This is a genomic window from Caulobacter sp. GW821-FHT11E11 (genome assembly GCF_058808315.1).
The window spans coordinates 1-23,178 of sequence record NZ_JBXARO010000007.1; the positions used below are offsets into that span (position 1 = coordinate 1).

22 protein-coding genes and 2 tRNA genes are annotated in these 23,178 nt (G+C 68.0%); 7 read left to right on the top strand and 17 right to left on the bottom strand.

What is annotated here, in order from left to right; translation table 11 throughout:
• The 3 genes from AC1RR5_RS17580 to AC1RR5_RS17590 all read right to left on the bottom strand — a co-directional run.
• On the bottom strand, positions 1-76 hold a 76-nt coding region (locus tag AC1RR5_RS17580), incomplete at its 3' end, for a hypothetical protein (RefSeq protein WP_334349513.1).
• A gap of 52 nt (positions 77-128) precedes the next feature.
• Positions 129-202: transfer RNA gene (locus AC1RR5_RS17585), tRNA-Gly, on the bottom strand.
• A gap of 105 nt (positions 203-307) precedes the next feature.
• Positions 308-393: transfer RNA gene (locus AC1RR5_RS17590), tRNA-Tyr, on the bottom strand.
• Positions 394-566: 173 nt separating this feature from the next.
• On the opposite strand from AC1RR5_RS17590, the gene rlmB reads away from it, so the two are divergent.
• From rlmB to AC1RR5_RS17605, 3 genes are all read left to right on the top strand, one after another.
• A complete protein-coding gene (gene rlmB, locus AC1RR5_RS17595) occupies positions 567-1,403 on the top strand; it encodes a 23S rRNA (guanosine(2251)-2'-O)-methyltransferase RlmB (RefSeq protein WP_492924105.1) in 837 nt (278 codons plus the stop codon).
• Between the two features lie 107 nt (positions 1,404-1,510).
• Positions 1,511-3,271 carry a stalk-specific protein StpX gene (stpX, locus tag AC1RR5_RS17600; protein ID WP_492923398.1) on the top strand — a complete coding sequence of 587 codons (1,761 nt, stop codon included), beginning with the start codon at positions 1,511-1,513 and terminating at the stop codon, positions 3,269-3,271.
• Positions 3,272-3,388: 117 nt separating this feature from the next.
• Complete coding sequence (locus AC1RR5_RS17605; protein ID WP_492923400.1) at positions 3,389-4,123, top strand: TerC family protein; 735 nt, start codon at positions 3,389-3,391, stop codon at positions 4,121-4,123.
• A 40-nt stretch (positions 4,124-4,163) separates the two neighbouring features.
• Here AC1RR5_RS17605 and AC1RR5_RS17610 read toward each other — a convergent pair whose 3' ends face one another.
• The 3 genes from AC1RR5_RS17610 to AC1RR5_RS17620 are packed head-to-tail and all read right to left on the bottom strand — an operon-like array spanning position 4,164 to position 6,699.
• The gene (locus AC1RR5_RS17610) at positions 4,164-4,589 is read right to left on the bottom strand and encodes a hypothetical protein (protein WP_492923402.1); all 426 of its coding nucleotides are present in this window, start codon (positions 4,587-4,589) and stop codon (positions 4,164-4,166) included.
• Positions 4,586-5,596 (bottom strand): phosphotransferase family protein, encoded by a 1,011-nt coding sequence (locus AC1RR5_RS17615; protein ID WP_492923404.1) that lies wholly within the window; start codon positions 5,594-5,596, stop codon positions 4,586-4,588. The genes AC1RR5_RS17610 and AC1RR5_RS17615 overlap by 4 nt, the downstream gene beginning before the upstream one ends.
• Entirely contained in the window at positions 5,593-6,699 is a 1,107-nt protein-coding gene (locus AC1RR5_RS17620) for an Rv3169 family protein (protein WP_492923406.1), read from the bottom strand. Before AC1RR5_RS17620 ends, AC1RR5_RS17615 begins: the two co-directional genes overlap by 4 nt.
• Before the next feature lie 120 nt (positions 6,700-6,819).
• Here AC1RR5_RS17620 and AC1RR5_RS17625 point away from each other — a divergent pair, with 120 nt between their 5' ends.
• Complete coding sequence (locus AC1RR5_RS17625; protein ID WP_492923408.1) at positions 6,820-7,197, top strand: DUF423 domain-containing protein; 378 nt, start codon at positions 6,820-6,822, stop codon at positions 7,195-7,197.
• Here the strand turns inward: AC1RR5_RS17625 and AC1RR5_RS17630 are convergent.
• Positions 7,188-8,405: a multidrug effflux MFS transporter gene (locus tag AC1RR5_RS17630; protein ID WP_492923410.1), complete on the bottom strand. Its 1,218-nt coding sequence runs from the start codon at positions 8,403-8,405 to the stop codon at positions 7,188-7,190. The genes AC1RR5_RS17625 and AC1RR5_RS17630 overlap by 10 nt on opposite strands.
• A 136-nt stretch (positions 8,406-8,541) precedes the next feature.
• On the opposite strand from AC1RR5_RS17630, the gene AC1RR5_RS17635 reads away from it, so the two are divergent.
• A complete protein-coding gene (locus tag AC1RR5_RS17635; RefSeq protein ID WP_492923412.1) occupies positions 8,542-9,525 on the top strand; it encodes an alpha/beta fold hydrolase in 984 nt (327 codons plus the stop codon).
• A gap of 7 nt (positions 9,526-9,532) precedes the next feature.
• On the opposite strand, the gene AC1RR5_RS17640 is transcribed toward AC1RR5_RS17635, so the two are convergent.
• Entirely contained in the window at positions 9,533-9,793 is a 261-nt protein-coding gene (locus AC1RR5_RS17640; RefSeq protein ID WP_492923414.1) for a low temperature requirement protein A, read from the bottom strand.
• Between the two features lie 90 nt (positions 9,794-9,883).
• Between AC1RR5_RS17640 and pip the strand changes: the two genes are divergently transcribed.
• Positions 9,884-10,873 (top strand): prolyl aminopeptidase, encoded by a 990-nt coding sequence (gene pip, locus AC1RR5_RS17645; RefSeq protein ID WP_492923416.1) that lies wholly within the window; start codon positions 9,884-9,886, stop codon positions 10,871-10,873.
• Between the two features lie 116 nt (positions 10,874-10,989).
• Here the strand turns inward: pip and rodA are convergent, their stop codons facing one another.
• From rodA to AC1RR5_RS17680, 7 genes are all read right to left on the bottom strand, one after another.
• Positions 10,990-12,147 (bottom strand): rod shape-determining protein RodA, encoded by a 1,158-nt coding sequence (gene rodA / locus AC1RR5_RS17650; protein WP_492923418.1) that lies wholly within the window; start codon positions 12,145-12,147, stop codon positions 10,990-10,992.
• The gene (mrdA, locus tag AC1RR5_RS17655) at positions 12,144-14,168 is read right to left on the bottom strand and encodes a penicillin-binding protein 2 (RefSeq protein WP_492923420.1); all 2,025 of its coding nucleotides are present in this window, start codon (positions 14,166-14,168) and stop codon (positions 12,144-12,146) included. Before mrdA ends, rodA begins: the two co-directional genes overlap by 4 nt.
• A gap of 4 nt (positions 14,169-14,172) precedes the next feature.
• Positions 14,173-14,688: a hypothetical protein gene (locus AC1RR5_RS17660; RefSeq protein WP_492923422.1), complete on the bottom strand. Its 516-nt coding sequence runs from the start codon at positions 14,686-14,688 to the stop codon at positions 14,173-14,175.
• Positions 14,685-15,788, bottom strand: coding sequence for a rod shape-determining protein MreC (gene mreC, locus AC1RR5_RS17665; protein ID WP_492923424.1), 1,104 nt, complete (start codon positions 15,786-15,788; stop codon positions 14,685-14,687). The genes AC1RR5_RS17660 and mreC overlap by 4 nt, the downstream gene beginning before the upstream one ends.
• A gap of 50 nt (positions 15,789-15,838) precedes the next feature.
• Positions 15,839-16,882 (bottom strand): rod shape-determining protein, encoded by a 1,044-nt coding sequence (locus AC1RR5_RS17670; protein ID WP_004623009.1) that lies wholly within the window; start codon positions 16,880-16,882, stop codon positions 15,839-15,841.
• Positions 16,883-17,235: 353 nt separating this feature from the next.
• The gene (locus tag AC1RR5_RS17675) at positions 17,236-18,114 is read right to left on the bottom strand and encodes a DMT family transporter (RefSeq protein ID WP_492923426.1); all 879 of its coding nucleotides are present in this window, start codon (positions 18,112-18,114) and stop codon (positions 17,236-17,238) included.
• Between the two features lie 3 nt (positions 18,115-18,117).
• Entirely contained in the window at positions 18,118-18,693 is a 576-nt protein-coding gene (locus AC1RR5_RS17680) for an O-methyltransferase (protein ID WP_492923428.1), read from the bottom strand.
• Between the two features lie 126 nt (positions 18,694-18,819).
• Between AC1RR5_RS17680 and AC1RR5_RS17685 the strand changes: the two genes are divergently transcribed.
• Positions 18,820-19,308: a hypothetical protein gene (locus tag AC1RR5_RS17685; protein WP_492923430.1), complete on the top strand. Its 489-nt coding sequence runs from the start codon at positions 18,820-18,822 to the stop codon at positions 19,306-19,308.
• A gap of 75 nt (positions 19,309-19,383) precedes the next feature.
• Here AC1RR5_RS17685 and AC1RR5_RS17690 read toward each other — a convergent pair whose 3' ends face one another.
• Positions 19,384-20,958 carry a 2-isopropylmalate synthase gene (locus AC1RR5_RS17690; RefSeq protein WP_492923432.1) on the bottom strand — a complete coding sequence of 525 codons (1,575 nt, stop codon included), beginning with the start codon at positions 20,956-20,958 and terminating at the stop codon, positions 19,384-19,386.
• A gap of 237 nt (positions 20,959-21,195) precedes the next feature.
• Complete coding sequence (locus tag AC1RR5_RS17695; protein ID WP_492923434.1) at positions 21,196-23,151, bottom strand: alkyl/aryl-sulfatase; 1,956 nt, start codon at positions 23,149-23,151, stop codon at positions 21,196-21,198.
• Between the last annotated feature and the right edge of the window lie 27 nt (positions 23,152-23,178).

Below are 23,178 nucleotides of genomic sequence, written 5' to 3' on the forward strand. Positions count from 1 at the left end.
TCTTGCCATGGTCAACGTGACCGATGGTGCCGATGTTGCAGTGCGGCTTATTACGTTCGAACTTTTCCTTGGCCATCGTCTCTACCTTCGCGCCGGCGGTGTTATTGGGGGTAACTCATATGGGGAGCTGGAGCGGGTAGCGGGAATCGAACCCGCATCCTCAGCTTGGAAGGCTGCTGCACTACCATTGTGCTATACCCGCCCAATACCCGGTGGGGGCTAGCGGGGTCGCGATCGGCTCCCGGTCTTTCGGCTCTGGGACCATCCTGGGTTCAGGACGCCCTGTCTCCAGAACTCGTCGCGTGCATGGTGGGGGAAGCAGGACTCGAACCTGCGAAGGCGTACGCCAGGGGATTTACAGTCCCCCCCCTTTGCCACTCGGGACATTCCCCCAAGCACGCGACGGAGTTCCGAAGCCGGCGGCCTTTACCCGGTTCAATGCGCAACAGCAAGCCGTTGAACTTCGAACTGGAACAAAAGCTTCTTTGGACGGTGACGGACGATGCTAAGAGCAGCGCCGGCCGGCCGAGAAACCCTTGGGGCCCCAAATCGGAGCGCGTCTTATAGTGTCCTCTCATTCCGAACGCAACGACCGGAAACGTCCTTCTGCACCCGGACGCGATTTTCGTTCCAAGCCCCGGAAAGAAAACAACTTTTCTCGCGGTCAAGGTGACGCCAAGGACTGGATTTGGGGGACTCACGCCGTTGAAGCGGCGCTTTCGAACCCCCGCCGGCCCGCTCCGAAGCGCCTTCTGGCGACCCCTGACCGCGCCAAGCGACTCAGCCCCGATCTCCAGAAACTTTCCTGCCTGCAGGTGATGGAAGGCCAGGAGATCGCCAAGCAGCTGCCGCAGGGCGCCGTGCACCAGGGCCTGGCGCTGAAGATCGACGAGCCCGAGGCCATGAGCCTCTTCGAGATGGGCACGCCGGCGAAGGGCCTGCTGGTCATGCTGGACCAGATCACCGACCCGCAGAACATCGGCGCCATCTTCCGCTCGGCCGCCGCGTTCGGCGCGACCGGCGTCATCCTGCAGGACCGCCATGCGCCGATCCTGTCGGGCGTGCTGGCCAAGACCGCCGTCGGGGCCATCGACAAGGTGCCCTACGCCCGCGTGGTCAATCTGTCCCGGGCGCTCGAGGAATTGGCCGATCTGGGCTGGCGCGCCGTCGCCCTGGCTGGCGAGGCCGAAGAAAGCCTCGAAACCGTCTTGGACGGACAGGCGACCGTACTTGTTCTGGGTTCGGAGGGTGAAGGTGTCCGCCGCCTGGTCGCAGAGCATTGTGATGCTTTGGGAAAGATCCCGATGCCGGGCGGTTTCGAGAGCCTGAATGTCTCCGCCGCGGCCGCGATCGCCCTTTATGAAGCCTCGAAAGTTCGCGCCACGGAAGAAACCGGTTCGTGAATCCTCTTTAACCGTTTTGATTTCGTCGCAAGCTCGTGCTCTTCTCGCGAACAGTGGTCCGCGAGCGCCTGCTCGCGGAGAATTTCGACATGGGATCGGGGGACCCGATGTTTGTACGTAATGTACGCTTGGCCGCCCTGGCCACTTCGGCGGCCGGTGTGCTGCTGTTGGCCGGGTGCAGCGCTGGCGACCAGGCGAACACGCCGCCGCCGCGTAGCGATTATCAGGCCGATGCGAGTACGCCGGACCTGATGGGCGCCGCGCCGGCTCCGGACGCTAGCCAGGCCCAGGACGGTCTGCTGGGCGGTCCGGCCGCCGCCACGGGCGACACTAGCGTGACGTCGCGTCCGCTGCCGCCGCCCGAGCGCAATACGCATCTGAAGACCTGGCGCCGTCCGGACGGCACGCTGGTCACGGCCATGCGCCCGATCGCCAATCCGAAGGGCTCCAGCCGCCACGAGCAGCGTCCGGTCGCCAAGCCGCACCGCGTTTACGCCACCATCCCGGCGACGCCGAAGCCCGCGCCGGTCGCCAAGGCCCCGGTCGCCAAGCCCGTCGTGACCGCCAAGCCGGTGATCGTGGCCAAGCCGGTCGCGCCGAAGACGGTGGCTCCGGCCCCCGCGCCGGTGCAGGCCGCCAAGCCGGTCCTGCCGGCCAAGCCGCTGGACAAGCCGCCTGTCGTCGCCGTCACGCCGGCGCCCGCCAAGCCGGCGACCAAGCTCGAGAAGCTGCAGGCCGCCGTCGCGCCCGCCGCCACCAACGGCGCCGTCCTGGCCGCCGGCGAGAGCCTGGGCAAGAACCAGCCCGGCCAGGTGACCCTGTCGCTGCCGGCCACGCTGGGCGACCTGATCAAGCAGGAAGCCGCCAAGCTGGGCCTGACCAAGGCCGCCAAGAAGACCAGCGCCTACGCCGAACTCTCGGGCGAAGGTTATGAAGTCACCCCGAACGGCCGCCAGACGGCCGTGGTCAAGCCGGGCGAGCCGACCACCTTCGCGTGGCAGGTCAAGCCGGGTCCGGAAGCTAAGGGCCAGCTGAAGTCGGACTTCGGCGTCGAACTGAACGGCGCCAAGGAGCCGCAAGGCTTCGCCCTGGGCACGATCAGCAAGCGCGTCGCCGCCCTGCCGGAAAAGATCAAGAAGGGCTTTGGCGATCTGGACCTGGGCGTCCTGAACGGCAACATCTCGCTGCCGGGCCTGGGCGCCGTGTCCATGAAGACCGCCCTGGGCGTGGCCCTGGTGCTGCTGGCCCTGATCATCCTGGTCGGCGTCTCGCGCAGCGCTTCGGCTTCGCGCCGCCGCGCCGAGCGTCAGCGCAAGTACCGCACCCTGACCGACTATGGCCGCAACGAGATGGAATTCGAGGACGCCAAGCCGGCCTCGGCCCACGTCTCTTACGTGAACCCGTTCGTGGCCGCCGCCGGTGGCGCGGCCGTGGGCGCGGTCGCCGCTTCGGCCATGTCGCATCATGACGATCATGGCCACGGCCATGACGATCACGGTCATGGGCACGGTCACCACGACGCCCATGCCGCGCCGGCCGACCACGGTCACGGCCATGACGATCACCACGCTCCGGCCGACCATGGCCACGACCTGCACGCTCACGCTCATCCCGAGCCGCACGCGCCGGCCGAGCATGTCTCGTATGCCAACCCGTTCATGGCTAACACGTCGGGCCATGACGACCACGGCCACGGGGCTCACGCCGCGGCCGACCATGGTCACGGCCATGACGAGCACCACGCTCCGGCCGACCACGGCCATGGCGATCACGGTCACGCCGCCCCCGGGCACGACGACCATCACGGCGACCACGGCCATGCGGCTCATGACCCGCACCATGCCAAGGAACCCGAGCACGCCCACTAAGGCGTAGCGCCCGAAAAGCGGACGCCCCGGATCCCTGATCCGGGGCGTCTTTGCTTTTGCGCCGGACCCAGCGTTTTGCGCCTTGCATCACCGCGCGCGTCACCGCATTGAGGACGCATGTTCGAAGCTCTGACGGCCCAACTGGGCGGCCTGCAAGGTCCGCTGACGGCCCTGCTCCAAGTCCTGATGATCGACCTGGTCCTCGCCGGCGATAACGCCGTGGCCGTGGGCCTGGCCGCCGGCGGCCTGCCGCCCAAGGACCGCAAGAAGGTCATTCTGTACGGCCTGGGTGCCGCCGTCGTGCTGCGCATCAGCTTTGCCTTGATCACCACTTGGCTGCTGGGCGTCATCGGCCTGCTGCTGGCCGGCGGCTTTCTGCTGCTGTGGGTTTGCTGGAAGATGTGGCGCGAGATGCGCGAGCAGGCCGCTCACGCCGAGGCCATGGCCGCCATCGACGGCGACGACAGCACCGAGCCGGCCGTCCGCCAGGCCAAGACCTTCAAGCAGGCCTTCATCCAGGTGCTGATCGCCGACGTCTCGATGTCGCTGGACAATGTGCTGGCCGTGGCCGGCGCGGCCCGCGAGCATCCCGGCATCCTGATCTTCGGCCTGCTGCTGTCGATCATCCTGATGGGCGTGGCCGCCAGCGCCATCGCCAACCTGCTGCACAAGCACCGCTGGATCGGCTTCGTCGGCCTGGCCATCGTGCTGTATGTCGCCCTGCACATGATCTGGCAGGGCCACCGCAGCGTGGTCATGGACCTGCACCAGACCAGCGCCTACAACGCCGCCGCCCCGGGCCCGCTGGACATCAGCCCCGACGAGCTGGCCAAGCACAACAAGCACAAATAGCCGGGGCCTAGCGTCCCGACCTGCTTTGCAACCAGCGCGTTTAGCGCGCTGGTAGGGGCGGCAGATCCAGTCGCCGTAGCTCAGCCATCTTGGCGTAGAGCCGCAGGATCGCGTGGTGACGCGTGGTGTCTCCCCGCGTCTCGACCGCCTCGTGCAACCCGATCAAAGCCTTGCGCAAGGCCGCATTGACCCGGTCCAGCGCCGAGAAGGTCAGACCTTCCGTCGACGGAAGACCCGCGACATCCAGCCCATAGTCGGCCGCGGCCTCGTCCAGCACGGCGCGGATCGCCAGGTTCTCGGCCACGCGCGCGGCCACGCCGCGCTCGGTCTCCTGGGCGGCCAGCAGCGACAGGATGGCGACGATGGCGACCTTGCCGGCCATGAACTCGCCCTGCTGCTCGGGCGGGCCAGGATCCATCATGCACAGGAAGTTGCCGACCAGGACGTCGGGCAGGCTGGGCGTCATGACAGGTCCTCCAGGCGCAGCAGCATGGTGGCCAGGATCTCGTCGTGACGGCGCGCGGTGTACCAGCCAGAGACCGCCAGGATCGGCTCCTTGAAGCCGCCGTCGCGATATTCCTTAGCCGCCGAGGTCCAGATCGCCTGGCCCTTCACGGCCGAAAACAGCGACCACCAGGAGAGCGCGGCCTCGTCGACCGGCAGGCCGCTGGTCTTCGACCAGATCGAGAGCGCCTCAGCGCGCGGGATCATGCCGGCGACATTGGCGGCGTCGAAGTGACCCCACAACGGATCGATCGCCCAGGCCAGGTCCTCCAGCGGATCGCCCAGATGGACCATCTCCCAGTCCAGGATCGCCAGGATCTTGCCTGCCCCGTCATGCAGGAAGTTGCCGGTGCGATAGTCGCCATGCACCACCCGCACGGCGCTAGCGGGTGGCGGCGGCTTGCGGCGCAGGGCCCGGATGGCGGCGCGGACGATCGGCTGCGGATGCTGCTCGTCGGCCTCGATGACGTCGGACCATTGGCCAAGGGCCACGCGCCAGCAGTCTTCCCGCGCTGGCGCCGGCGCGGCCTTGGCCAGCGGCAGGCCAGCCGGGTCGGCGGCGGCGATGGTCCCGAGGATCTCGAAGAACCGCTCTCCGATCGCCCGCGCGTGGTCGCCATACGGCAGCACCGTAAACGGCGAGGCCGCCGCCCCGCCCTCGACCCGCTCCATGACGAAGAACGGCCGCTCCAGCTCTGCCCCCTGCGCGTCCATGGCCACCGGGCGCGGCGCGGGCAGCTTGTCGTGGAAGCTCTCCAGCGCCAGGTATTCCAGGTTCCGGTCCGTCTCGATCAGGCTGCCGGTAGGATCGCGGCGCAGGATCAACGGCCGGGTCTCGCCGCCGACCTTGGCGGCGAAGCGATAGGTCTCGCGGCTGGCCCCGCCGGGAATGCGCGAGAGGTCGGCGACCGTGACCGGCTGCCCCCAGGTGCGGGTGAGATACGCCTCCAGGCGCTCGGCCAGGCTCACGGGGCCATGTCCAGGATCGAGGCGAAGCCGGACGGCGCGTGGGGTCCAATCGCCAGCTGCTCGAAGACGCCCCTGCCCTTTCGCGTGCGACCCGCGCCGTCGACATAGGTCACGTCGCTCAGGGCCTGGACGTGCAGCAGATGCGGCATCTTGCGGTCCATGTCGGCGGTGACGAAGTCCTCGCGTTCGACCTTCAATGCGCCGTGGTTCAGGCCGTGGCCCCAGACCGGGTGGTTGTAGCCCAGGCCCAGCATGAAGAACTCGGTCTTGGGCTCGACCGTCACCGAGCCGTCGGCGCCCAAGTCCAGGGTCGCGGCGGCGGCGTGGCGCGTGCCGCTCTTCCAGTCGATAGCGCAGGCCGACTCCGCGAAGCCGCCGAAGTCCTCCTCGCGGCCGCCGTCCCCCAGCCAGACCGCGCGCCGGTTCCAGGCCCGGCCCAGCTCGTCGTCATTGGTGTGGAAGAAGAGACTCCCGTCCTCGAAATTGCACGGCGCCCACAGCCAGAAGAACTGCGGCAAGGCCGGCGGGGCCAGCTCCTGCGGATCGCGCGCGCCGACCGGCCTTACGCCCCACGACCGGTCACGGGTGCCGACGAAGCCGTCGACGCTGGTGCGTACGCCGTCGACCTCGATCCAGCCCGCGTAGCGGCCGTTCTGGGTCAGGCGGGTGTAGTCCAGCAGAGTGCGCGGGCCGTTGCGGCGGATGAAGCGCGGCTCCTCGATCGGGAAGGCGCGGCCTTCGAAGACGATCTCGGCTGTGATGTCGTGCTCCGGCGCGGCGACGGTCAGCTTCAGGCGCTGCAGCGGCGTCTCGACCGCGATGCTGATCGGCCCGACGCTCAGGTCCATCCGCTCCATCTTCAGCCAACGGCTGGCGTGGAGGTTCACCTGGCGGCCGCCCTGCATCACGCAAAAGGCCGCGTCGGCGATGTTGAGATGCGGGTAGACGCCGAACGCTGCGGCGAAGAACAGGTCGCTGCCGTCACCTACTGGCGCGTAGCCGTTGAAGAAGTAGCGATCGTAGAAGTTCCGATCCGTCCCGGCATAGGCCACGGGTTCGGGCGTCTGATGGATCGGGTAATCGTCGCCCCAGGTGAGCGCCATGCCGTCCTCCCCTGATCGATGCGGCGCTCTGCTGCGTAAGGAAGCGGCGTCGCTTTACGTCCAGGTGAACGACGTTAAGGTCGCGCTCTGCGATTGCAACGGTGACGGAACGTAAAGCGGATGAAGGCCTGGACACCCCGGATCTGGACGGGCCTGGCGGCGGTCAGCGGCCTGCTGGCCGTGGTGTTCGGCGCGTTCGCCGCACACGGCATGTCGCAGCCCAAGCCGGTCGAGTGGCTGCACACCGGCTCGCAGTATCAGATGGTCCACGCCCTGGCCGTGTTTGCCGCCTACGCCCTACATCGCGCGGGCGTCAAGAGCATGGGACTGGTCGCGGCGCTGTTCCTGGCCGGGACCGTGCTGTTCTCGGGCTCGCTCTACGCCATGGCCCTGGGCGGGCCTCGCATCCTGGGCGCGGTCACGCCGATCGGCGGCCTGGCGTTCATGATCGGCTGGGTCGTCCTGGCCTGGCGAGCCTTCACCCAGCCTCAGGCCTGAAGCTTCTTCCCACCCGGCAGGGCCAGGAAGAAGATCGACAGCGCCGAGCCGACCAGGCAGGCGAACATCACCCCGGCCACCGGACGCGGGCTACCGTCGTGCAGCAGGCCGCCGGCCCACGACGCCAGCGCGCCCGCCCCGAACGACGCCGAGCCCATCAGGGCCGAAATCGACCCGGCCCGGCGCGGGTCGACGCTGAGCGCGCCCGCCATCGTGTTGCCGCCCATCAGGCCGTACATCGACAGGGCGACGAACAGCAGCGGCAGCACCGTCCACTGACCGCCCCAGCCGGTGAAGGCCGCCAGACTCAGCAGGAAGGCCGCGACGATCGAGGCGATGCTGGCCTTGCTCAGCACCTGGTCCGGAAGGTTTCTGCGGAGCAGAAGCCGGTTGACCTGGCTGGCGCCGATGATGCCGACGGCGTTGAAGGCGAAGATCACATTGAAGACCAGCGGCGAGTGGCCATAGGTCCCCATGATCAGGTCCGGCGCGCCCGAGATGTAGGTGAACAGCACCGCGCCGTTCAGCGCGCCGGCCAGGGCGTAGCCCATCAGCCGACGCATGCCGAACAGGGCGACATAGGCCCTTAGCGGGTTCTCGCCCCGCGCCTGGGCCTCGGTCTCGGCCGAGCGGGACTCGGCCAAGCTGATCGTCACCCAGAGGCCGATCAGGAGGCCAAAGCCGACCAGGACCCAGAAGACGCCGCGCCAACCGGCCAAGAACTGCACGACGCCGCCGAACTGCGGGGCCAAGACGGGCGCCAGGCCCATGATCAGGGTCATCAGCGACAGCACGCGGGCGGTGTCGGCATGGCTGAAACGGTCACGCACCACGGCGCGGGCGATCACCGCGCCCGCGCAGCCGCCCAGGGCCTGGACGAAGCGGGCGGCGATCAGGATCTCGATGCTGGGGACCAGGGCGCAGACCGCCGAGGCGACGATGAACACCCCGATCCCGACCAGCATCGGCAGTCGGCGGCCAAAGCGGTCAGAGGCCGGGCCGTAGATGATCTGGCCGATCGCCATACCGGCGAAGAAGGCCGCCAGGGTCGTCTGGGTCTGCTCGGGACCGGCATGCAGGCTGCGACCAATCGCCGGCAGGCTAGACAGATACATGTCGATCGACATTGGCGCGAAGGCCGTCAGCGCGCCCAGAAGCAGGACGAGACGCCACGGAACGGCGGCGGGCGGCTGGGCAGTGTCGATCATGCGGCCTTTTACGCCCGTTCGGCCGCGGGGAAACCTCAAACCTCCCGTAGAGGAACCTACAAATGGCGCTTGCCCGCCTGACGGGAGCCCTTCAAGTTATCGCCAATCATATAAAGCGGCGGGAGGACGAGCGGTCATGACAGTCAAGAATCCAGGCCTGCCCGAGCCCCAGTACGCTGACGTCAACGGCATCCGCATGGCCTATTACGAGGCCGGTCCGCGCGTAGGCGCGCCCATCGTCTTCTGCCACGGCTTTCCGGAACTGGCCTTCTCGTGGCGTCACCAGATCGCCGCCCTGGCCGCCGCCGGCCGCTGGGTGATCGCACCCGACCAGAGGGGCTATGGCCTCACCCCGGGCCCCGAGGACATCAAGGCCTATGACATGGAGCACCTGACCGGCGACCTGGTCGGGCTGCTGGATCACCTGGGCGTCGAGAAGGCCGTCTTCGTCGGCCACGACTGGGGCGGCATCGTCGTCTGGCAGATGCCGCTGCTGCATCCGGACCGGGTGGCGGGCGTCATCGGCCTGAACACCCCCTTCACCCCGCGCCTGCCGCTGGATCCGATCGAGATGTTCCGCAACGCCTATGGCGAGGACATGTACATCGTCCACTTCCAGAAGCCCGGCGAGGCCGACGCGCGACTGGGCGCGGATCCGGAGCGGACCATCCGCTTCTTCATGCGCAAGCCGAAGGGCAGCCAGGACGAGTTCCTGGGCCGTCCCGCCGAGCGCCGCAGCCTTGCCCTGCAGGACGCCCTGCTCCACTACGACCCGGCAACCGACGACAACCAGTTCCTTCAGCCCGACGAGCTGGCCTTCTTCGTCGACGCCTTCACGCGCACCGGCTTCACCGGCGGCATCAACTGGTATCGCAATTTCACCCGTAACTGGCAGAAGGCCGAAAGCCTGCCGCGCCGGATCGACGGCATCCCCTGCCTGATGATCATGGCTGAGCTGGACGTCGTCCTGCCGCCGGCCATGGCCGACCGCATGGGCGACCAGATCGCGGATCTCGAGAAGGTGCTGATCGAGGGCAGCGGCCACTGGACCCAGCAGGAAAAGCCCGCCGAGGTCAACGCGGCGATCCTGGACTGGCTGGACCGGAAGTTCCCGGCCTAGTTCCGGCCTAGTTCCGGGACGCCAGCATCAGCTCGGCGCGCCGGCGCATGGCGGCGGCCAGCTGCAGCATGGCCAGGGCCGAAACCGGGTCGCGCTCGCCCGCCCGCATCGAATAGACGCTGGCCATGGCGTACAGCGCCTCGGCCTTGTCGACGCCCTCGGCCCCGAACATCTCACCGATCTGACGGTCGAGTTCGGCCAGCTGCGCGGGATTGAGCATCTCGAGCAGTTCGTCGTCTGAATAGTCTTCAGGGGTCAGCTGAGTCATGGGCGGCAACATACAGAACCGGACGAAAGGCGCGAGCCCATCCCAATCCTCCGTTCACAGGCGGATGGGAAACACGTTAGGGTTAGTCTCATGGATCGTAACGCTTCCGCCGCTGTCATGGGTTCCATCGGTCGTCGCGGCCTCTTCCGTGAGGTCGAGCCGTTCTCATTCGGCTGGCTGCCGACCGGCGGCCCGCACGAGATCTATTACGAGGAATGCGGCAATCCGCGGGGCAAGCCTTGCGTGATCCTGCACGGCGGCCCGGGCGGCGCGGTCAATCCGACCATGCGGCGGTTCTTCGACCCGACCAAGTGGCGCATGACCCTGTTCGACCAGCGCGGCTGCGGCCGCTCGCGTCCGAACGCCAGCCTGGACGACAACACCACCTGGAGCCTGATCGAGGACATCGAGCGCCTGCGCGAGCATCTGGGCATCGAGAAGTGGACCGTGTTCGGCGGCTCGTGGGGCTCGACCCTGGCCCTGGCCTACGCCATCAAGCATCCCGACCGCGTCTCGGGCCTGGTGCTGCGCGGCATCTTCCTGCTGACCGAGCGCGAGCTGCGCTGGTTCTACCAGGAAGGCGCCTCGATGCTGTTCCCGGACGCCTGGGAACGGTTCCTGGCCCCGATCCCGGAGGACGAGCGCGGCGACCTGATGGCTGCCTATCACCGTCGTCTTGTGGCCCCCGACCGCCGCGTGCAGCTGGAAGCCGCCGCCGCCTGGAGCCAGTGGGAAGGCGACACCATCTCCCTTCGTGGTCCCGAAGCGCGGCCACCGAAATTCAATGAAGAGGACTTCGCGATCGCCTTCGCACGGATCGAGTGCCACTTCTTCACGAACAAGGGCTTCTTCGAGCAGGACGGCTGGATCCTGAAGAACATCGACAAGATCCGCCACATCCCCGGCTGGATCGTCCAAGGCCGCTTTGACGTCGTCACCCCGCTGGACAGCGCCTGGAAGCTGCACAAGGCCTGGCCCGAAGCCCGCTTCGACATCATCTGGGACGCCGGCCACGCCTCGACCGAGCCGGGCGTCATCGACGGCCTGGTGCGGGCGACGGAAGCGGCGCTGGTCAGCTAGACTGAGGAACCGAAAACCTCGTCCTTCGACAGGCTCAGGATGAGGTTTTCTACTGAACCGCCACAAAAGTAGTCCTCATCCTGAGCCTGTCGAAGGACGAGGACGGCCCCGGGGCCTTAGACCAGCGAACCCTTGCCGCTGGTCACTTCGGTGTAGCGGTGCACGCGCACGGACTGCACGAGGCCAAAGCCGACCATGACCGTCAGCATGACGGTGCCGCCGTACGACAGCATCGGCATCGGCACGCCCACGACCGGGGCCAGGCCCATGACCATGGCTCCGTTGATCAGCACATACAGCGAGAAGGTCGCCGTCACGCCTGCCGCCGACAGGCGTCCGAAATGGCTGTGGCTGATCGAGGCGATGCGCAGGGCCATGAAGATCACCGCGCCGTACAGGAACAGCACGCCGAAGCAGCCGACGAAGCCGAACTCCTCGGCCAGGGTGGCGAAGATGAAGTCGGTCTGCTTTTCGGGCAGGAAGTTCAGTTGGCTTTGCGAGCCGAGGCCAAAGCCCTTGCCCAGCAGACCGCCCGAGCCCAGGGCGATCTTGGACTGCAGGATGTGATAGCCGTCGCCCGAGGGATCCTTCTCGGGGTTCATGAAGGTCAGGATGCGGTTGCGCTGATAGTCGTGCAGCCCGAACATGATGAAGGGCGGAACGGCCACCGCGGCCAGGGCGCCCAGCGCGGCCATGATCCGCCAGGACAGGCCCGCCAGCACCATGATCGCGCCGCCGGTCGCGCCCAGCAGGATGGCGGTGCCCAGGTCGGGCTGCTTGGCAACCAGCAGGAACGGCACGCCGATCATCGCCGCCGGGATCAGCAGCCACCACGACAGCCTGGCCCGGTCGGCCGAAAGGCCGTGATAGAAGCGCGCCAGGGCCAGCACCAAGCCGATCTTCATCACCTCGGACGGCTGGAAACGGAGTGGCCCAATCTGCAGCCAGCGCTGAGCGCCCAGCGAGATGTCGCCGACCAGGTCCACGGCGACCAGCAGCAGCACCCCGACCACGTAGATCGGATAGGCCGCGTTGAACCACCAGCGCAGGTCGCACATGGCCAGCACGATCATGATGATGAAATAGACGCCGAACCGCAGCAGGTGGCGGTCGGCCCAGGGTTCCCACGAGGCCCCGGCGATCGAGAACAGCATCAGCCCGCCCGTCCCCGCGATCAGGGCCAGGACGAGGCAGAAGGTCCAGTCGACCTCCATGAACTTGATGATCGGGCGATCGCGTTCGCCCGGCCGGGTCAGGCCGCCGCTCAGGGTCATTGGGGGCCTCCCTGCGGTGTAGTGGGGGGAATAGCGTCCGGCGCGGGCGGCGGCGTCTCGACCGGATCGTCCGGCGCGGCGCCTTCCACGATATCCTCCGGGACCAGCTCGGGCAGCGGCGTCGGGTTCTCGATGCGGGCGCGGATCTCGGGATCCTTCAGCAGCGCCACGCGCATGACCTCGCGGGCGCGCGGGGCGCCGGCGACGGCGCCGCCCAGGCCACCGTGCTCGATGATGACCGCCACCGCATAGCGCGGTGCGTCATAGGGGGCGAAGGCCACGAACAGGTTGTGGTCCCGCAGTCGCCAGCTGGTGGCGTAGCCCTTGCGGTTCTTGACCCCGTCATAGCTGCGCACCTGGGCGGTGCCGGTCTTGCCGGCCATCTGCACGTCGCCCAGACCCAGCTGGCTCTGGCGATAGGCGGTGCCGCGCACATCGTTGGCCACGGCCGCCATGCCGCCGCGCACATATTCCAGATGCTCCTGCGTGAACGGCAGGTCGGGCACGGCCGCGCCGCTGGGCTGCTCGACGCCGCCCACCGACTTGATCAAGCGCGGGTTCAGGGCCTTCTTGCCGTTGGCCAGGCGCGCGGTCATCACCGCCAGCTGCAGGGCGTTGACGGTCAGAGCCCCCTGCCCGATCCCGTAGCTGGGGGTCTCGCCCGGAAACCAGATCTGGTTGGCCGGATTCTTCTTGAAGGCCCGCTTCTTCCAGGCCCGGTCGGGGACATTGCCCTTCTTCTGGCCGGGAATGCCGATATCGAACAGCTGGCCAAAGCCCATGGCGCGCGCCGCGTTGGCGATGGCGTCGGGGCCGATCTTCAGCGAGGTCTGGTAGAAATAGACGTCGCAGGAGTTCTTGATCGCGTCGTGAAGGTTCTGCGAGCCGTGGCCCTTCGCCTCCCAGCATCGCCAGGTCCGGCCGCCATAGTACCAGCTGCCGCCGCAATGGATGCGGACCTCCGGGTCGATGCCGGCGGTCAGGGCCGCCAGGCCCACGGTCGGCTTGAAGGTCGAGCCCGGCGGGAAGACGCCGGTCAGCGACTTGTCGAGCATCGGCTTGCGCTCGTACTCGGCCAGGGCCTTGTACTCGGGACCCGACAGACCGCGCACGAAGCGGTTTGCGTCGAAGCTGGGAGCCGAGGCCATGGCCAGCAGGTCGCCGTTGCGGATGTCGATCACGACGATGGCGCCGCTTTCGTCGCCCATCACCTCGAGGGCGCGGTTCTGGATATCGGCGTCCAGGGTCAGGCGCACCTCGGCGCCCGGCGTCGGCGGGATGTCGCCGGCCGGATCCAGGCGCACGACGCGGCCTTGGGCGTCGACCTCGGTCTTGGTGGCACCGGCGCGACCGCGCAACGCCTTGTCGAAGGCCTTCTCGACGCCCTGCTTGCCGATCCGGAAGCCCGGGTGGTGCAGCAGTTCCTGGTCCTGGGAGGGGTCGTCCTTGGCCGCCGTCAGGTCGCGGTCCGAGACCTTGGCGACGTAACCGATCACGTGGGCGAAGGCGCCGCCGAACGGATAGACCCGCACCTCGCCCATGTCGGCGGTGACGCTGGGCAGTTCCGGGGCGCGGATGTTGATGCGCGAGAACTCCTCCCAGGAGAGGTCCTCCATCACCACGACGGGAGCCTTGCGCGGGGCGCGGGCCAGTTCCTTCAGCACGCGGTTGCGGCGCGCCTCGTCGATCGGCGCTAGCTTGGCCAGGTCGGTCAGGACGGCCTCGGCGTCCAGGCCCTTGTCCTTGTTGATCATCAGCCGGAAGTTCGGCCGGTTGGACGCCAGCGACACGCCGTTGCGGTCCAGGATCAGGCCGCGCGGCGGCGGTACCAGGCGGTAGTTGAACTGGTTGCCGGCCGAAAGCTTCTGGTAGCGCTGCGCCTCGACCAACTGCAGCTGGGCCAGGCGCCCGCCCAGGGCCAGGAGGCCCAGGCCCGTGAAACCACCCAGCAGGAACGCGCGTCGGTGGAAGACCCCCTGACGCTCGTTGACCTCGAAGAAGAAGATTGACGGTTCGCTCATGGCCTCACCGGAACCGCACGTCGGCGTCCTCGAAGCGATCGACCAGGCGGTGGGCGAACGGGAACAGCAGCGCCGTGACCAGGAACTGCCAGAAGACGGCCAGCAGGCTGGGCATGGCCAGGCTGTCCAGCATCGTGAACAGGAAGCCGCCGGTCATGGCCACGGCCGTCACGCCGGCGAACCAGGCCCACATCATCGGGCGGCTCTGGCCGGTCATGGCGTTGCGCAGGATCAGGACCATGGCGTAGGCGACCAGCAGCGACAGGCCCCACAGACCCGTCGGCCCGCCCCAGAAGATGTCCAGGAACAGGCCCAGGATCAGCAGGGCGAACGGCGCCAGGATCGACGGCCGGATCATGGCCCAGGCGAAGGCCGGGACCATGGCGAACACCGGCTCGGGCAGTTGCAGGCCCCAGATGCGGATCGGCGCGGCGAACAGCACCGTGGCCAGCATGCACATCAGCATCGGCACGCCCAGCCAGCGGCCCGGATTGAGGGCGCGGCCGCCGCTCATGCTCATCGGGGCGCTCCCGTCGGCGCGGGCGCCGGCGAGGTCGTCGCGGCGGCGGCCGGCTTGGGTTGCGCGGGCTTCGGCGCGGCGGGCTTGGGCGCGGTCGCGACCGGCGGCTTGGGCTGAGCGGTCGTGGCGGCCGGAGGCGTGGTGGTCGTCGGGGTGACCGGCTTCGGCGCAGGCGGCGCCGACAGGATCGAGGTCTGCGGATCCTCGGTCGTCACGGGCGGCAGGGTCTTGGCCTGCAGCTCCTTCTCGTTGGCCAGCTGGGCGAAGTCCTTGAACAGCAGGATGCGGATGAAGTCGATCGACGACTGGTCGGCGAACAGCACCACGCGCCAGCGGCCGTCCAGGCCCTTCACGGCCGCGCCCACCGGCAGGCCGCGCGGCACCACGCCGCCGTCGCCCGAGGTCACCACGCGGTCACCCTGCTGGATCGGATCGACGCCGCGCAGATATTCCAGCTTTGGATTGGGACCGCCGTCGCCGGTCAGGATGGCGCGGGCGTTGGTGCGGTCGATCATCACCGGCGTGCGCGAGGCGATGTCGGTGAGCAGCAGCACGCGGCTCACCCCGCGCGAGACGCCGACGATGCGACCGACCAGGCCGCGCTCGTTCAGCACCGGATTGCCGACCACGATGCCCTTCTCAGAGCCGGCGTCGGCCAGGCGGGTGTTGGCGAAGGGACCGCGACTGTCGCTCACTACGCGGGCGGCGGCCATCGGGATCGGCGGATCGGTGCGCAGGCCCATCAACGACTTGAAGCGCTCGTTCTGGTCCTGCAGGGCCAGGGCCCGGTCACGCCACTGGCGCATCTCGGCCAGCTCGGTCTTCAGGCGGCGGTTCTCTTCGGCGATGAAGAAGTAGCTGCGGACATAGTCCAGGCCCAGGCCCGTCCAGCGGCCAGGCGCGGCGATGGCGCCGCTGACCGGGCGCGCCACGGTGTCCACCGTCTGGCGGGTGACACCGTAGGCCTGCTCCTGGAGCGTTTCGCGGCGGTCGGCCAACAGGAAAGCGACGGCGATGACGGCCGCCACGATCAGGGCCACCGCCGCCGTCCAGGTAAGCGGCACTTTCAGGTCGCCGAGGGGACCTTCGCGAAAGGGCACGTACTTGTATCTCCCGGCGCCCCCCGAGGCGCCACTAGAGCAATATTAGCTTACGCCAGCGTGGATTCCAGGACGCCCTTCATCCACTTGGGATGTTCGAGAACCTTGCCGCAGCCCAGGGCCACGCACGACAGCGGATCGTCGGCCACCGTCACGGGCAGGCCGGTGTGGTCGCGGATCTCGGCGTCCAGGCCGCGCAGCAGCGCGCCGCCGCCGGTCAGCATGATGCCCTTGTCGGCGATGTCGCTGGCCAGTTCCGGCGGCGTGGCTTCCAGGGCTACCTTCACGGCTTCGACGATCTGCCCCACCGGTTCGGCCAGGGCGTCGGCGGCCTGCTTTTCGCTGATGCGGACTTCGCGCGGCACGCCCTGCATCAGGTCGCGGCCCTTGACGTCGATCGACAGGCCTTCGCCGTCGGCCGGGGCGCGGGCGGTGCCGATTTCCTTCTTGATGCGTTCGGCGGTCGTTTCGCCGATCAGCAGGTTATGGTGGCGACGCATGTAGCTGATGATCGCCTCGTCCATCTTGTCGCCGCCGACGCGGACCGAGCGCGAATAGACGATGCCCGACAGCGACAGCACGGCCACCTCGGTGGTGCCGCCGCCGATGTCGACGACCATCGAGCCGGTCGGCTCGTGGATGGGCAGGCCGGCGCCGATCGCGGCGGCCATCGGCTCGTCGATCAGGCCGACGCGACGGGCCGAGGCGTTCAAGCAGCTGTCGTTGATGGCGCGACGCTCAACGGCGGTGGCGCCCGACGGCACGCACACGATCACCTTGGGGTTCACGAAGCCCTTGCGGTTGTGAACCTTGCGGATGAAGTACTTGATCATCTCTTCGGCGACTTCGAAGTCGGCGATGACGCCGTCGCGCATCGGGCGGATGGCTTCCATGTGGCCCGGGGTGCGGCCCAGCATCTGCTTGGCCTCTATGCCCACGGCGTGGACGATCTTGCGACCGCCGACATTACGCAACGCCACCACCGACGGTTCATTCAGAACGATCCCCTTGCCCTTCATGTAGATGAGGGTGTTGGCCGTTCCGAGGTCGATGGCGATGTCGTTCGAGATCACGCCGAAGAGGGAAGAGAACATTGAAAACCCTGACTGAGGGGTATGAGGGGCGTAACGGGCGGGCAGATTGGTAGTCAGATCGGAGAAGCAGGGCCTTTTCCGTCCCGGGGACAGGGTCGGCGGAGAAGAAATGGCTCCTACTTCAATTCAATGCGAGGACAACATGATTCCCGCATTTAGGGGATTTCGCCCCAGCCCGCACGCCTTGTCGCCCGACGGGTGCGCCGCCTCCTGGCCGCGCCGTCGCCGAGACGACCGAAAGGCGCGCCGACGCCGCCCGTTTGCCCTGCGAAAGCGTTGATTTCAAGGTCTATTCGCGGGGTCTTCTAAGGCTTTTGCGGCCTAGCTGGCCAAGCACCCCAAAGTGGCGAAATCTAGCCGAGCGCGGCCATGACGACGCCGACCGCCGTTATCGCGCCCGCGGCCATCTGGAAGACGCTCAGACGCTCCTTGAACAGACGGCGTCCGGCGATGGCCGCGACGGGCATTTCGACCACCCCGACCGCCCTCACCGGCCCTACCGGCGACAAGGCCATGGCCGTGAACCACAGGCCCGAGGCCGCCGCGCCGCAGAAGCCCGCCCCCAGCGACTGCTTCCAGGCGGACACCACCGCCTTCAGGGCGTCCGGGTTGCGCCAGGCCAAATAGCTGGTCAGAGCGACGGTCTGGATGGCCTGGACGACCAGCACGGTCGTGAAGGCCGCCGCCGGGGGATGCACCGGGTCCAGGGCCAGGGCCGCCTGCCGGAAGCAATTGGCGCACAGGGCGAAGGCCGCGCCCGAGGCCAGGCCGGCCAGCACCGCGCCCCTGCGGATCACCACCTCGCCGCGCGGCCAGGAGAGTGCGGCGAGGCCTAAGGTCGCGATCAACCCGCCGGCCCAGGCCATCGGGCCTACATGGTCCTGGAACACTAGGGCCCCGAACACCAGGGCGAACGGCAGGCCGCTCTGCTGCAGGGCCGTGCCAAGAGCGAAGGACGAGCGGTGCATCGCCGTCAGCATCGCGGCGGTCGCGCCGATCTGGAACGCCGCGCCGGCGACGCAGGCGACCCAGAACCTGGCCTGCGGGTGGAAATCGAGCCCCGGCGTCAGCAAGACAGCGATCAGGGCGAAGACGGCCGCGAACGGCAGACCGAACAGGAAGCGGACCAGGGTCGCGCCCCAGGGACCCGCCCCGCCCATGACAGAGCGCTGAGCGGCGTTGCGGGCCACCTGGAAGACCGTGGCGGCGATGGTGATGGGGATCCAGATCATGGCTCAGCGCCTCGCCGCGACGATCAGGCCCGACGCCCAGGCCAGGCGCGTCACGATCAGGTCGGGATGAGTGTCCAACCGTTCGACCAGGGCGTCGACCCGCGCCTGGTGGCCTTCCGGCCAGTTCGGCTGGGGCAGCATGTCGTCGATGACGTACAGCCCGCCCCGCTTCAGCAGCGCCAGGGTCTCGTCTAGGGCCTCATACTTGCCGGGCCAGGCGTCGGCGAAGATCAGGTCCAGGCTACCCGGCTGCTGGCTGCGGACGTAGTCCAGGCCATCGGCCAGGACGAAGCGCAGGCGCTCGTCCTTCAGCTGCTCGCGGGCCACGTCCTGAACGACCGGGTCGACATCGACGCTGACCAGCCGAGCGCCGGCGTCCATGCCGTCCAGCAGCCAGGCGGCGGCCAGGCCCGTGCCGGTGCCCAGCTCGAGCAGCCGCCCGCCGGGCTTGGAGGCGGCCAAGAGGCGCAGCAGCGCGCCGGTATTGGCCTCGGAAGGCATGTCGAAGCCGAGCGCGGCCGTGCGCGCCTGGATCGTCGCCCAGGCGGCGGGCGCGGTGTGGGCATTGTCACCGAACATCTCGTCGTTCCTTACGCGGCCCTTACGCGGAGGGGCCTGTTTCCGAATGGAGCCTTTGCGGGCGTTGGACGCACAAACACGGGGTCGGCCCGCTTTGCGGACCAGTCAGAAGAAGGCTTACCGACCATGTCGCCCCACCCGCCCAGGAAAACTCCTCTTAGGCAGGCCGCCCAGTTCCTGCTGGGCGTGCCCACCGAGGGGATCAATCCCGCCCTCGACCGCATGCTGGACCTGGCCGAAGCCACACCGCTGAGCTTCGTGGCCGTCGCCGGACCCGGCGCGGGCGAAGCCATGTGCCAGCTGTGGCGTCGCGGCTATCAGCGCGTCGAGGCCGCCCGCCGGGCCACCTGTGGCGCGGCCGACGAGCGCAGCGACCTGCTGCTGGTCATCGATTGTCAGACCCTGTCCGACGCGCGCGCCGTCATCGCCGCGACCTACACCATGCTGCGTCCCGGCGGCACGCTGGTGGTCGACGCCAGCGCCCTGCTGGACGAGACGCCCCGCCGCGCGCTGTCCGACAGCCTGCGTGAGCTCGGCATGGACGTGCAGCCCCAGGCGCACCTGGGCGCCGAGATCCTGGCCACGCGGCCGTACAGCAATCGTCGCGCGGCCTAGAGGCTCGCGACGCGCTTCCGAATAGGGAGCTTGTGGGGAACCCGGCCTGGCGCATGCCCGGCCGGGTTTTCCAGTTTAGAAGCCGCTGGCGATCGCGGCTTCCGGCCGGCTCTTCTCCTTGCGGGCGAAGAGGTTGTTCAGCGCGTTGACATAGGCCTTGGCCGAGGCGGTGAGCGTGTCGGTGTCGGCGGCCGCGCCGGTGGCGATGCGGCCGTCCTCTTCCAGACGCACCGAGACCTGGGCCTGGGCGTCCGTGCCTTCGGTCACCGCGTGCACCTGGAACAGGCGCAGGGCGGCGCTGTGCGGCACGATCTTGTGGATGGCGTTGAACACCGCGTCGACCGGACCGTCACCGGTCGCTTCGGCCGTGCTCGACACGCCGTCGACGTCCAGGGTCAGCTCGGCCGACTGGCCTTCGGTGCCGGCCACCACGCGCAGGTGCGAGACGCGGATCTTCTCCGAGCCACGCGCCAGGGCGTCGTCGACCAGGGCGATGATGTCGTCGTCGTAGACGTGCTTCTTGCGGTCGGCCAGATCCTTGAAGCGGCCGAAGGCTTCCTTCAGCGCGTTCTCGCCCAGCTCGTAGCCCAGGTCCTTCAGCTTGGCGCGGAAGGCGTGGCTGCCCGAGTGCTTGCCCATGACCAGGCTTGACGGGGCCTGACCCACCGACTCCGGCGTCATGATCTCGTAGGTCTCGCGGTTCTTGAGCATGCCGTCCTGGTGGATGCCGCTCTCGTGCGCGAAGGCGTTCTTGCCGACGATGGCCTTGTTGTACTGCACCGGGAAGCCGGTGATGGCCGAGACGTAGCGGCTGGCGCGGGTGATGTGCGTCGTGTCGATGCCGGTCTGGTAGGGCAGACGGTCGCCGCGCACCTTCAGGGCCATGACGATCTCTTCCAGCGCGGCGTTGCCGGCGCGCTCGCCCAGACCGTTCACGGCGCACTCGACTTGGCGCGCCCCGCCCTGCACGCCGGCCAGGCTGTTGGCGACGGCCAGGCCCAGGTCGTTGTGGCAGTGGGTCGAGAAGATCACCCGATCGGCGCCCTCGACGTTGTTGACCATCCAGTGGAACAGATCGGCATATTCCGACGGATAGGTATAGCCGACGGTGTCGGGCAGATTGATCGTCGTGGCGCCGGCCTTGATGGCGGTCTCGATAGCGCGGCGCAGGAACTGGCGGTCGCTGCGGGTGGCGTCCTCGGCCGACCATTCGACGTCGTCGCGCAGGTTGCGGGCGTGGGTCACCGAGCGGGCGATGATGTCGATGACGGCGTCCGGCTCCATCTGCAGCTTGTGCTTCATGTGCAGGTCGGACGTGGCGATGACCACGTGGATGCGGCCGCGCTGCGTGGGCTTCAGGGCCTCGGCGCAGCGGTCGATATCGACCTGGTGGGCGCGGCACAGGCCGGCGATGGTCGAGTTCTTGACGATCTTGGCCACTTCACGGACGGCCTCGAAGTCGCCGTTCGAGGCGATCGGGAAGCCGGCCTCGATGATGTCGACCCCCATCTCCTCGAGGATCTTGGCCAGTTCCAGCTTTTCTTCCAGCGACATCGAGGCGCCGGGCGACTGCTCGCCATCGCGCATGGTCGTGTCGAAAATGACGACGTTGTCGCGCTTGTCGGAAGCGCTGTTTGCTACGGAAGTCATGGAGATACTCGTCGAATGGGGTGTCTGCGTGCGGGCTGCGGGTTCAACTGTCCCCTGTGCGCCCGGCCACGACGATGCGCGGCCCCTAGAGCGCCCAGGGGCTGGTAAGCAGAAGCGGAAGCAGCTTGCGCGCGACGGTCATGGCGCACTTTCTACACAGCAGCCCAGAATCGAGCAAGCAATTTGCGCCGGCGGAGCAATCGGCCGCAGCCAGCGCAATTATTTTCCACGCGTCGGTTAATTCGGACGCGTAACGATCGGAAAATCCGTCGGGAAGGCGTCGAACCATCCCGTCATCCGGCCCATCGCCGCGCGATCGCCCTCAAGCTTGACCTCCCCGCTCAGGATTTTGGGAAGCAGTGACGTCCCCCGGAACAGTGACTCCAGGAACACCGGCCGGGCCACCGTCAGGGTTGCGTCGGCCTTCTCGCCGCCCGTCGAGGGCTGGGCCACCAGGACGCCGTTGCGCACCTCGACCAAGAAGCGCTCGTTCCGGTCCGGGAAGGCGAACACGATCCGCAGCTTAGCGTCGCCAGCCTTGTCGGCGTTCAGGCGGATGGCCAGGACGTCGAAGATCATCTGGCTGTCCAGGGCGGTGATCATGTCCAGCGGGGCCATGGAGGCTGGCAGCTTGCGCACTCCGCCCCGCAGTTCGTCGGCGCCGGTCAGGTAGATGTTGCGCCACAGGCTGTTCTCGGTCTGGTAACCCATCTGCGTGTAGGCGGCGGCCAGCAGGGTCTTGGCCTCCTTGTCAGCGTCGTCGGCCATGACCGCGTGGTTCAGCAGGGACCCGGCCCAGGCATAGTCGCCCTTCCCCGCCGCCTCCTTGGCCATCGCCTTGACCTTGGCCGCCCCGCCCATGGCCGCGACGTAGCGCTTACCCGCATCGGCCGGCGGCGTGGGAACCAGGTGGGCCGGGTTGGCGTCGTACCAGCCCATGTAGCGCTGATAGACCGCCCGGCTGTTGAAGCTCATCGAGCCGTAGTAGCCGCGATTGAACCAGTCCTTGGCCAGGGCTGGCGGCAGTTGGATCTTCGCGGCGATCTCGTCGCCGGTCAGGCCCAGGTTCATCATCCGCACCGTCTGGTCGTGCAGGTACTTATAGGCGTCGCGATGATCGGCCAGGAAGTCGCGCACCACCGCCCCACCGAAGCGCGGCCAGCCGTGGCTGGTGATCATGGTGTCGGAGACGTCACCGAACAGCCGCAGGGACTCGGTCAGGTCGTCGGCCCAGGCCTTGCTGTCGCGGACCAGCGCCCCGCGTGGGGTGAGGATATTGTGCATCGAGACATTGGCGTTCTCGGCCATATCGAGAATGCGCAGGTCCGGGAAATAGAGGTTCATCTCGGCCGGGGCCTCGGTCGAGGGCGTGTACTGGAAGCGGACCTTCACGCCATCCAGGGTCAGCTCCTGGCCCGTGTGGTCGACGATCACCGTCGGCGGGATCAGGGTGATCGAGCCCCGCGCAATGGTCTGGCCGATGCCGGAGGTGATCTGCCCCTCCACGCCCGGCGGCAGCATGATGCCGAACTGGTACTGGGCCCGGCGGCTCATGGCGTTGCCGGCCAGGATGTTCTCGGCGGCGACCTCCTCCATGAAGCCCTTGGGCGCGACGATGGCCACCCGGCCGGCCTTGACGTCGACTTCGTCCACCACGCCCCGCACGCCGCCGAAGTGGTCGCTGTGGCTATGGGTGTAGACCACCGCCGTGACGGGCAGCTTGCCCAGCTTGTCGTTGACCAGGTCCAGGGCGGCCCTGGCCGTCTCCTTCATGGTCAGCGGGTCGATGACGATCCAGCCGGTGTCGCCGCGCACGAAGGTGATGTTGGAGATGTCGAAGCCGCGCACTTGATAGACGCGGTCGGAGACCTGGAAGAGGCCGTGCTTGGACAAGAGCTGCGCCTGCCGCCACAGGCTGGGGTTCACGGTCGCCGGCGGCGCGCCCTTGAGAAAGTCGTAGGCCGCCAGGTTCCAGGCCGGCTGGCCGTCGTCGCGCTTGATCAGCGGATCGGCGCGCGTGCCCAGGAAGCCCTTGTCGGCAAAGTCGAAGTCCTGGCGGTCCTCGACGGGCAGGGTCGCCGCGAAGGCCTTCTGGCGCTCGACGGTGATCGCGCTGGCCGGGTCCCCTGCTCGCGCCGCGCCCGCCGCCATAACCAAAGCCAAGACGCTGACGGCCAACATGCCCTTGCGCATCATCCCTCCGCTATTTGAAACTTTATA

What these genes read in the sequence shown, in the direction of transcription:
- stpX (WP_492923398.1), top strand. Translation starts at nt 1,511, where the DNA reads ATGTTTGTACGTAATGTACGCTTGGCCGCCCTGGCCACTTCGGCGGCC.
- AC1RR5_RS17605 (WP_492923400.1), top strand. Translation starts at nt 3,389, where the DNA reads ATGTTCGAAGCTCTGACGGCCCAACTGGGCGGCCTGCAAGGTCCGCTG.
- AC1RR5_RS17610 (WP_492923402.1), bottom strand. Translation starts at nt 4,589, where the DNA reads ATGACGCCCAGCCTGCCCGACGTCCTGGTCGGCAACTTCCTGTGCATG.
- AC1RR5_RS17620 (WP_492923406.1), bottom strand. Translation starts at nt 6,699, where the DNA reads ATGGCGCTCACCTGGGGCGACGATTACCCGATCCATCAGACGCCCGAA.
- AC1RR5_RS17625 (WP_492923408.1), top strand. Translation starts at nt 6,820, where the DNA reads ATGAAGGCCTGGACACCCCGGATCTGGACGGGCCTGGCGGCGGTCAGC.
- AC1RR5_RS17630 (WP_492923410.1), bottom strand. Translation starts at nt 8,405, where the DNA reads ATGATCGACACTGCCCAGCCGCCCGCCGCCGTTCCGTGGCGTCTCGTC.
- AC1RR5_RS17635 (WP_492923412.1), top strand. Translation starts at nt 8,542, where the DNA reads ATGACAGTCAAGAATCCAGGCCTGCCCGAGCCCCAGTACGCTGACGTC.
- AC1RR5_RS17640 (WP_492923414.1), bottom strand. Translation starts at nt 9,793, where the DNA reads ATGACTCAGCTGACCCCTGAAGACTATTCAGACGACGAACTGCTCGAG.
- pip (WP_492923416.1), top strand. Translation starts at nt 9,884, where the DNA reads ATGGATCGTAACGCTTCCGCCGCTGTCATGGGTTCCATCGGTCGTCGC.
- rodA (WP_492923418.1), bottom strand. Translation starts at nt 12,147, where the DNA reads ATGACCCTGAGCGGCGGCCTGACCCGGCCGGGCGAACGCGATCGCCCG.
- mrdA (WP_492923420.1), bottom strand. Translation starts at nt 14,168, where the DNA reads ATGAGCGAACCGTCAATCTTCTTCTTCGAGGTCAACGAGCGTCAGGGG.
- AC1RR5_RS17660 (WP_492923422.1), bottom strand. Translation starts at nt 14,688, where the DNA reads ATGAGCATGAGCGGCGGCCGCGCCCTCAATCCGGGCCGCTGGCTGGGC.
- AC1RR5_RS17670 (WP_004623009.1), bottom strand. Translation starts at nt 16,882, where the DNA reads ATGTTCTCTTCCCTCTTCGGCGTGATCTCGAACGACATCGCCATCGAC.
- AC1RR5_RS17675 (WP_492923426.1), bottom strand. Translation starts at nt 18,114, where the DNA reads ATGATCTGGATCCCCATCACCATCGCCGCCACGGTCTTCCAGGTGGCC.
- AC1RR5_RS17680 (WP_492923428.1), bottom strand. Translation starts at nt 18,693, where the DNA reads ATGTTCGGTGACAATGCCCACACCGCGCCCGCCGCCTGGGCGACGATC.
- AC1RR5_RS17685 (WP_492923430.1), top strand. Translation starts at nt 18,820, where the DNA reads ATGTCGCCCCACCCGCCCAGGAAAACTCCTCTTAGGCAGGCCGCCCAG.
- AC1RR5_RS17690 (WP_492923432.1), bottom strand. Translation starts at nt 20,958, where the DNA reads ATGACTTCCGTAGCAAACAGCGCTTCCGACAAGCGCGACAACGTCGTC.
- AC1RR5_RS17695 (WP_492923434.1), bottom strand. Translation starts at nt 23,151, where the DNA reads ATGCGCAAGGGCATGTTGGCCGTCAGCGTCTTGGCTTTGGTTATGGCG.